This window comes from Qipengyuania sp., assembly GCF_043423005.1.
Classification (GTDB): Bacteria; Pseudomonadota; Alphaproteobacteria; order Sphingomonadales; family Sphingomonadaceae; genus Qipengyuania.
Map to the genome: position 1 here is coordinate 1 of NZ_JBHWMI010000024.1, position 8863 is coordinate 8863.

The 8863-nt window shown below is 65.1% G+C and carries 8 protein-coding genes and 1 pseudogene; 6 read left to right on the top strand and 3 right to left on the bottom strand.

The features are described from left to right. The first annotated feature begins 645 nt into the window (after positions 1-645). Positions 646-1674, top strand: a complete 1029-nt coding sequence (locus ACHFFA_RS04230) for a sulfotransferase family protein (protein ID WP_394269598.1) — start codon at positions 646-648, stop codon at positions 1672-1674. Between the two features lie 30 nt (positions 1675-1704). On the opposite strand, the gene ACHFFA_RS04235 is transcribed toward ACHFFA_RS04230, so the two are convergent. Together ACHFFA_RS04235 and ACHFFA_RS04240 are read right to left on the bottom strand one after the other, a co-directional pair. Next, entirely contained in the window at positions 1705-2736 is a 1032-nt protein-coding gene (locus ACHFFA_RS04235; protein WP_394269599.1) for a copper resistance protein B, read from the bottom strand. Then, entirely contained in the window at positions 2733-4559 is a 1827-nt protein-coding gene (locus ACHFFA_RS04240; RefSeq protein WP_394269600.1) for a copper resistance system multicopper oxidase, read from the bottom strand. Before ACHFFA_RS04240 ends, ACHFFA_RS04235 begins: the two co-directional genes overlap by 4 nt. Positions 4560-4641: 82 nt before the next feature. On the opposite strand from ACHFFA_RS04240, the gene ACHFFA_RS04245 reads away from it, so the two are divergent. Genes ACHFFA_RS04245 through ACHFFA_RS04255 form a run of 3 tightly spaced genes read left to right on the top strand, consistent with a single transcriptional unit; the run spans position 4642 to position 6455 of the window. Further along, positions 4642-4914, top strand: a complete 273-nt coding sequence (locus tag ACHFFA_RS04245) for a metal-sensitive transcriptional regulator (protein WP_394269601.1) — start codon at positions 4642-4644, stop codon at positions 4912-4914. Further along, a complete protein-coding gene (locus ACHFFA_RS04250) occupies positions 4911-5687 on the top strand; it encodes a glutaredoxin family protein (RefSeq protein ID WP_394269602.1) in 777 nt (258 codons plus the stop codon). The genes ACHFFA_RS04245 and ACHFFA_RS04250 overlap by 4 nt, the downstream gene beginning before the upstream one ends. A gap of 45 nt (positions 5688-5732) precedes the next feature. After that, the gene (locus ACHFFA_RS04255; protein WP_394269603.1) at positions 5733-6455 is read left to right on the top strand and encodes a Crp/Fnr family transcriptional regulator; all 723 of its coding nucleotides are present in this window, start codon (positions 5733-5735) and stop codon (positions 6453-6455) included. A gap of 30 nt (positions 6456-6485) precedes the next feature. Here ACHFFA_RS04255 and ACHFFA_RS04260 read toward each other — a convergent pair. Next, positions 6486-7253, bottom strand: a pseudogene (locus tag ACHFFA_RS04260) (OmpW family protein). 48 nt (positions 7254-7301) lie between these two features. On the opposite strand from ACHFFA_RS04260, the gene ACHFFA_RS04265 reads away from it, so the two are divergent. Together ACHFFA_RS04265 and ACHFFA_RS04270 are read left to right on the top strand one after the other, a co-directional pair. Beyond that, positions 7302-7994, top strand: coding sequence for a Crp/Fnr family transcriptional regulator (locus tag ACHFFA_RS04265; protein ID WP_394269604.1), 693 nt, complete (start codon positions 7302-7304; stop codon positions 7992-7994). Positions 7995-8056: 62 nt separating this feature from the next. After that, on the top strand, positions 8057-8863 hold an 807-nt coding region (locus ACHFFA_RS04270), incomplete at its 3' end, for a cbb3-type cytochrome c oxidase subunit I (protein WP_394269605.1).

Genomic DNA, 8863 nt, shown 5'->3' on the forward strand with positions numbered 1-8863 from the left:
CTGCGGCAGAAGCGGTTCAATCCGCGCCCACTGCTCATCCGAAAACCAGAAGAAATCCGCCATTCACCAAGCCTCCTCGCTGGAGGAACGTGAATCACATTGCAGCGCCGGTGTGAATCCCGTTTATGGGTCCGGACCCTAATATCGCGGCCGCGCGAACGACCGGGATCGAGGTGCAAAGCAGTCACGGCTGCCAATCTTCAGAGGAATCAAAGCCGACAGGGCACTATGGATGCGAGGGGCAATGTTGTCATAAGAGTGGGTACCTTTAAGGGTAATCCAGAATGACTTGTCTCTCAGCCATCATATACTTGTAATCTGTTGCTACCGGGGTCATATCCCCCCCTTCGTCTCTGGCACTTTATGCAATTTAAGTCCCACCCTTGGGCATCGCGACCGGACTATTTATCCTTCATCGGCCGTCGTTCCCGCACGTGACGGACTTTCGCCTCGTGCCAACGTGGGACGTCTGACAGCGCCCGATAGGCGGGTCGTGTGCATCGATTACCGCCGGACTGGCAATGATGTCGCGCAACGCCGTTCACGTTGGGCCGAAGAGGGGTCATTCCGTTGGTTGATCATGGAACGATCAAGGTAAAGAACACCCGTAAGGATGGTCGCAAAGCAACGCGTTCGATTTTCGTGATGGGGTCCGCTCGGTCGGGCACCGAGCTTGTTCGCGGTATGCTGAACCGGCATCGCGACGTCCACTTGGCTGCCGAGACCCATTATTTCGACGATCTGCGTCCACGTCTTGGCGCCCGCGCTGTTGCCGCCCTTGAAGGGGAAGGTCGAACCCGGGCGATCGATTACTTCCGCGCCCTTCGTCACCGCGCATATGGTCTGGCCGGTAATGCCGACGATGGCGACTGGACCCGCGAGATGCTGGACCATGCGGCACGAGCGATCGGGACCGGAGGCGATGCGATCTTCGAGGCCTATTGCCGATTGACCGCGCTTCGATCGAACAAGCTTGTCTGGGGTGAGAAGACACCCCGACATGTGTTCAGGGGGCGAGAGATACTCGCCACCTATCCCGATGCGCATGTCGTGGTTATGCTGCGCGACGTACGCGGCGTCGTCGCGTCGTATCGCGATTGGCGCAACCGCTGGTACGACCGCAAGGCGATCCCGGCCGATCTGGCGGAAGCGGTGGCAGCCGAAGAACGGCGAACCGCGGCATCCTATTCGCTCACGCTGATCGCCTTGCTCTGGTGTTCGGCGGCACGCACCGCGGTTCGATTGCACAAGGAATTCGGACCCGAGCGGGTAACCCTGTTGCGGTTCGAAGATGTCTTGTGTGATCCTGAGGAAGCGGCGCGATTGCTGTGCTGCCGGACCGGCCTGCCCTTCGACCAGGTCATGCTCGATGCCTCAGTGGTCAACAGCTCCTATGTCACGACCCATGCCCGAACCGGCTTCGATGCCACCGCAGGCGAACGATGGCGGGAGCGGCTTTCAATGGCGGAGCGGAGGCATCTGGACCTTGTTGCCGGACCGATACTGACACGCCTCGGCTACCCCCGCGAGCGATTGGGCATATCGATTGCCCACAGCGGCAGCGAGTTCGTGAAATGCGCCGTCGCCGTCGCGCGGGCGCTGTTCAGAAATCGCACGCGCATGGCCAACCCCGGTCGATACGTCCTGGTCCGCCTGATCGGCCTGACAAGATAGCCTCGCCAGCAATCTGCCAGCCTCACCAATTCAGAACCAAAACCGCACGCCGACAACAAGGTTGGTGCTTGTCACCGGCTTTCCCGCGGCGCGGGCGAAGTCGCCGCTGGCGCCTGGGCGGCGTTCGTGTTCGATGCCGAGATAGGGGGCGAACTCGCGGGCAAGTTCGTATCTCAGGCGCGCGCCAACAGCGATCCGATCTATTCCGGCTCCGATGCCAAGCTCGGGCACGTCCTGCGCCGACAGCGCGATCGCGGCGCGCGGTTGCAGGATAAGCCGCTGGGTCAGGCGCTGGTCGAATTCGAACTCGGCCTCGGCCATCAGTTCGCCCTTGTGGGACAGGAACAGATCGGCGTCGATGTGGACCAGATAGGGGGCAAGACCGCTGATCCCCAGGGCGAGCGAGGTCCGCCCCGAGCCGGCGAGGGTCTGCCGCACCCCGGCGCGAAGATCGAACCACGGCGATATCGCGCGTCCATACCGCAGCGCGATATCCGCTTCCTCGATTTTCAGACCGTCGCCGGGATGCCCTTCGCCCTCGCTTTCGAGCCAGATGCGATCGAGATCGCCGCCATACCAGGCCTCGGCGTCCCATGCGACGGCATCGGCTCCGTCACGCAAGAGGTACTCGGCGCGTTCGACGATCAGGCCGAAGGTGCGCATCCCGCCATGGTCGCGCACCAGCGCCGCGCGGCTCGCTCGCATCGCGTCCGCGCCCCAGATCGCATCCGCAGCGCGCGGCGGGCCTTGCAGCGCCTGCGCGGGTGACGGGAGCGTCGATGTCTGGTCGACCGCCGTCGCTGAGGGCGTGACCGGATGATGCGTCGCGCCGTGATGCGGATGCGGCGCCGCGGCGGCAGGGGAGCAGGCATCCACTGGCACGTCATGGCCCATCGCGCGGTGACGGGCCGACTCGGCTTCGCAATCGGCGGACGCGGCCGGCGCTGCGGGAAGGGGGCTGCCGGCGGGCGGCATTGCGTGGCCCGAATGGTCCTGCGCGAAGGCGGCGGCGGGCGCGAGGGATATCGCGCCCAGCACTGCAAGCACAGCGCCGCGCCTCATTGCTTCGCGTCCGGCGCGCCGACCGACACCACCTGAAACATGCCCGCGTGCATGTGATAGAGAAGGTGACAGTGAAAGGCCCAATCGCCCGGCTCGTCGGCGGTGAGGTCGAACCGTGCCGATCCGCCCGGCTGGACGATCATGGTGTGCTTGCGGGGCTGCAATCCTGCCGGTGCGCCGTTGACCAGTTCGAAGAAATGGCCGTGCAGATGGATCGGGTGGGCCATCATGGTATCGTTCACCAGCCGCACCCGGACCCGCTCGTTGTAGGCGAAGCGGATCGGTCGGTCGCTGACGGCGGCATAGGCCTGCCCGTCGAACGACCACATGTAGCGTTCCATGTTGCCGGTGAGATGGATTTCGAGCTGCCGGGCGGGCGGGCGCGGGTCGCGATTGGGAGCACGGGCAACCAGATCGCGATAGGTCAGCACCCGGTGAGGAACCTCGCCAAGGCCGATGCCGGGATCGCCCATCCGGTCGGCCGGGTGCATGGCGACCATGTCGACCCCCGGCCCCACCTTCACCGTCGGCGGCAACAACGAGGTGTCGCGCATGTCCATCGCGCCCATCGCCATGTCGCCCGCCGATTGGGCAGGCGACGGAGCGGGGGCGGGGGCAGGCGCCGGGACGCCGTGACCCATCGCCGCATGATCCATCGCAGAGTGGTCCGCCGGGGCGGCGTTGCCTGCGCCATGGTCCATCCCGCCATGATTCATACTGCCATGGCCCATGTCGGCCATGGTCAGCAGCGGCGGATCGCGCAGCGTGGGAACGGGTGCGCGGGCGCCGGGGCGGCTGGCCAGAGTCGCCACTGCCATGCCCGAACGATCCATCGCCTCGGCCACGATGGTCGCCGCCGGGCCCACCGGTTCGACCACAAGGTCATAGGTTTCCGCAGTGCCGATCTGCAACTCGTCCACCGTGACGGGCCGCACGTCGAGTCCGTCGGCGGCGACGACCTGCAAGCGCACGCCGGGAATGCGCAGGTTGAAGAACGTCATCGCGCTGGCATTGACGACCCGCAGCCGCACCCGCTCTCCCGGGGTGAACAGGAACTCCAGCCCTTCATCGGGGGCATGCCCGTTGGCAAGGTAGGTGTAGGTCGATCCGGTGACGTCGAGGATATCGGTCGGCGCCATGCGCATCCGCGCCCACATCCGCCGTTCCCTGCCGCTCAGCGGGTAATCGTCGGAAAGGGTCGTCTTCTGGTCGTTGAAGTAGTGTTCGCCCTTCTTCAGCTTGTCCATGATGGTGTGCGGATGAAGCGGGGTGAATTCGCTCAGCACGAGCACGTAATCGCGGTCGGCGGTGACCGGATCGGGTCCGGCGGGATCGATGACGATCGGGCCGTAATGGCCCGCCTGTTCCTGCAGCCCGGAATGCGAGTGCCACCAGTAGGTCCCCGCCTGGCGGACGGGAAATTCCGCGGTGAAAGTGGCATTGGGGGGGATGCCGGGAAAGCTCACCCCCGGCACCCCGTCGAGGTGGAAGGGCAGCAGCAGGCCATGCCAGTGGATCGAGGTATCCTCGGCCAGCCGGTTATGGACGTTGAGGCGGACGCGCTGCCCTTCCTTCAGCCGCAGCAGCGGTCCCGGCACGCTGCCGTTGACGGCGATTGCATGGCCCTGCCGCCCCGCGACGGTGCGCATCCCGGCAGCAACCGTAAGGTCGATCACCGGCCCGGCAAGTTCGTCGAACCCCCGTCGTACCGCGCCATGGGCGATATCCCCGCCCCGCGCCCACGCGGGCAAGGCCAGCGAACCGGCCGCGGCGGCGACGCCGGTGCCCAGCAGGCGGCGGCGCGAAAGGGACAGGTCGGACATCGGGCTTGCAACTCCTTCGCAAGGCTCCCTATATACCCCCGGGGAGTATGGCAAGGTGCCATGCCGAAGGGTTGCGATTGAGATGACCAACGAGCCGAACCCGATCGTCAATCGCCTGCGCCGGATCGAGGGCCAGGTGCGCGGAGTGGCGCAGATGGTCGAGGGCGAGCGCTATTGCATCGACATTCTCAACCAGTTGCGGGCGATCAAGGCCGCGCTGGGCCGGGCCGAGAGCGAGGTGCTGAAACGCCACGCCGCAGGCTGCGTGGCCGATGCGAACGCCAGCGGCGATGCAGAGGATCAGCAGCGCAAGTTCGTCGAGCTGATCGAGCTGTTCGAACGGGCCAAGCGATGAGCACCGCCCAAAAAGAAAAGCGCCGCGCGACCGTCTATCGGATGGTCATGCCGGGCCATGTCTGCCCCTACGGGATCAAGACGGTCGATCTGCTGAAACGCCAGGGCTTCGCGGTCGAGGATCGTCACCTCCAGACGCGCGAGGAGGTCGATGCCTTCAAGGCACAGCACGGCGTCAAAACCACGCCGCAGACCTTTATCGGCGGGCGGCGCATTGGCGGATATGACGATCTGCGTGCCCATTTCGGCAAGGCGACGCCAGATCACGGGGCGGACGCGACCAGTTACCAGCCGGTCGTCGCCATTTTCTCCATCGCCCTGCTGCTGGCGCTCGCGTTCAGCTGGTACACCTTCGGATCGGTCCTGACGATCCAGGCAGGCGAATGGTTCGTCGGCATCGCGATGGTCCTGCTCGCGCTGCAGAAACTGCAGGACGTGCGCAGCTTTTCGACCATGTTCCTGAATTACGATCTGCTCGCCCGGCGGTGGGTGCCTTATGGCTATGTCTATCCCTTTGCCGAGGCTCTGGCCGGGCTGCTGATGATCGCCCACGCGCTGCCGATCGTATCGGTGCCGCTGTCCCTGTTCATCGGCACCGTCGGCGCCGTCAGCGTTTTCAAGGCCGTCTATATCGAGCGGCGCGAACTCAAATGCGCGTGTGTCGGGGGCAACAGCAATGTGCCGCTGGGCTTCGTATCGCTGACAGAGAACCTCATCATGATCGCGATGGGCCTGTGGATGGGGGCGCGTGTGCTGGGTCTGATCCAGCTGTAGGGCCGGGTTTTGCATTTCCCCGGCCGCCCGCCTACGTCTTCCCCGATGGATATGGCTCGCTCTTTGCCCGCGGCGAATTTCTGCCAGGCCTGCACGGTGCGCAACCGGGCAATCTGCGCCGACCTCGACGACGAGGAAATCAATCTCCTGAACGCGATCGGCCGCCGCAAGACGTTGCAACCGGGCGAACAATTGCTGTGGGAAGGCGAAGAGGCAGTGCTGGTCGCCAACGTGATCGACGGCGTCCTCAAGCTGTCGACCAGCACCGGCGATGGCAAGGAACAGATCCTCGGCGTCGTCTACCAGTCCGATTTTCTGGGTCGTCCCTTCGGCCAGACCACCCCCTACGGGGTCGAGGCGCTGACCGAGGCGCAGGTCTGCGTCTTCCAGCGCAGCGACTTCGACCGTTTCGCCCGCGAGCATCCTCGGCTCGAGCACAAGCTGCTCGAACGCACGCTGAGCGAACTCGACCGGACCCGCCGCTGGATGCTGCTGCTGGGGCGGATGAATGCCGAACAGAAACTGGCGAGCTTCCTGATCGAAACTGCCGACCGGCTGGCCCCCGCCGGCCCCAGCGGGGCCGATGGCTCCGTCAGCCGGGTCGAACTGCCCTTGTCGCGTCAGCAGATCGCCGATGTGCTGGGGCTGACGATCGAAACCGTCAGCCGCCAGTTCACGCGGATGCGCAAGGACGGGATCATCGCCATCGCCGGACGGCGCGACATCACCATCCTCGATCGTGTGGCGTTGCAGGAACGGGCCGGCTGATCCGGTCGCCCGCTCCTGCCACGGCAGGCTTCAGAACCTGAACGATACGCCCGCGCTCAGCACCCAGGGGTCCAGCTTGTGGGTCGTTTCGATGGCCAGCGTATCGCCGGCGAACCAGCGCGCATCGGTATCGATGAAATACTGCTTGGCATCGAGGCTGAGGCCCAGCCCTGCATCGTTCAGCGCGATGTCCACGCCGGCCTACAAGGCCAGCCCCAACTCGTCGGACAGATCGAAATCCGTCACGCCGAGGGGAATGGTCGATCCGCCGGGCTTCTCGTCGATCCAGATGAAATATGCCGGGCCCGCGCCGATGTAGGGCTTCACCGGGCCGACATCGAAATGCAGCTTGGCCGTGACCGTTGCCGGGATCAGCTTGGCATCGGCGACCAGCTCTGCGCCCGGGAGGCCAGTGGTCGCATCGACATCATGCTGGGTCAGGCAGCAGATCGTCTCGACCGAGAAATTGTCGGCGAAGAAATACTCGATCGCCACGGTCGGCACCACGTTGTCGTTCGCCTTGGTCTGCAAGGTGCCCGGCAGGCCGACGATATCGGTCCGGACCTCGCTGATCTCGCCATCCGGAAGGACGGCGGTGGCGAACGCCTTGACCTGCACCGAACCGGCCCGATCCTGGGCAGTGGCGGCGGCGGGCGCGAGTGCGGCGGCTCCGCACAGCACCGCGCCGATAGCGAAAGGCAGTTTCATCGTTATATCCCTGCGATGCAGCGGCCGCCCCTTGCGGCCAAGGATGTTGCATCGCCAAGCCTGTTTGGCTCGGTCTGCGGGGCAATTCATTGATCGAGGTCAATGATCCTGCCCCCGCCACCGGCCACAAGACGTTCGATGCCAGCCACCTCCCGCCTCGCAGCCGACGATGCCCGGTGCGATTTCGCCGATTACGAGGCTCTGGCCCGCCCGGCGACGCTCGCGGCCGGGGAAGCGGCCCGGGGGTGCGACAGGGATGACCGGTTCGTCTTCGTAAGGCGCGGCGCGACCAAGCTGGTCGCCAGCGCCTCGCACGGGCGCGAGCAGATCCTTGGCTTCCATTTCGCCGGCGACATCGCCCCCGTCCCGGGCCGGTCGCATCACGTGTACACGCTCGTGGCGCTTCAGCCGACCTTGCTGCTGATCTTTCCTGCCGCCGATTTGCTCGAGGCCGCACAGGCAGAGCCTCGCCTGTCCGGTGCGCTGCTGGCCCGCGCCCTCCTCGCCCTTGGTCGCTGCCGCGAAAAGACCATCACTCTCGGGCGCAAGACGGCGCAGGAGCGGCTGGCGGATTTTCTTCTCTCGATGGCCGTGCGAATCGGGACGCCCGATGCCGGCGGGCTGGCGATCGACCTGCCGATGTCGCGCCGGGACATTGCCGACAGCCTCGGGTTGACAATCGAGACGGTCAGCCGCCAGCTGGGCGAATTGCGCGCCGCCGGCCTCATCGCGACCGAGGGCCGTTCCGGTATCCTGATTCACCGACCGCAAGAGCTTGCCCGGCGCTGCGGCTACCTTCGCGAACCGGGCGCAGATTTTTTCCAAATTTGAGGTGGATCAATGAACCCGGACCATGCGCGTCCTATCGGCAGGCCGAACCGACGGAGAACATGATGCAAGCCGAAACAGCACTTGGCCGGACCGGGATATGGTTCGGGATCCTGCTGGCAGCCCTGATCGTCATCGCGACCGCCGCCGATCGCGGGTTCGCGGCGCATGCGACCATCGTTGCCATCGTCGCCCTGGTGCTGACGGCGATGAGCGCGGCGCGCTTCGATCCGCTGGGCCGGGCGCAAGGCTTCTTCAAGATGCCCGTCGGGCCGTCGCGCTATGACGACGACGTCATCCGGTGGGGCGTGATCGCCACCATGTTCTGGGGGCTGACCGGCCTTCTGGTAGGGGTCTACATCGCACTTCAGCTGGCCTTTCCGCAGCTCAATTTCGAACCCTATCTCAATTTCGGCCGGGTCCGCCCGCTGCATACCAGCGCGGTGATCTTCGCCTTCGGCGGCAATGCCCTCATCGCGACGAGTTTCTACGTCGTCCAGCGGACCTGCCGCACGCAGCTGGCCTTCCCCACCCTCGCCCGGTTCGTGTTCTGGGGGTATCAGCTGTTCATCGTGCTGGCGGCGACCGGCTATCTCCTCGGCATTACCCAGTCGAAGGAATATGCCGAGCCCGAATGGTACGTCGACCTGTGGCTCACCATCGTGTGGGTAGCCTATGCGGTGGTCTTCATCGGCACGATCCTGCGCCGTCACGAACCGCATATCTATGTGGCGAACTGGTTCTACATGGCCTTCATCATCACCATCGCCATGCTGCACATCGTCAACAATCTGGCGATCCCGGTCAGCATCGTGGGGGCGAAGAGCTACGGGGTGTTCTCGGGCGTGCAGGACGCGCTGACGCAGTGGTGG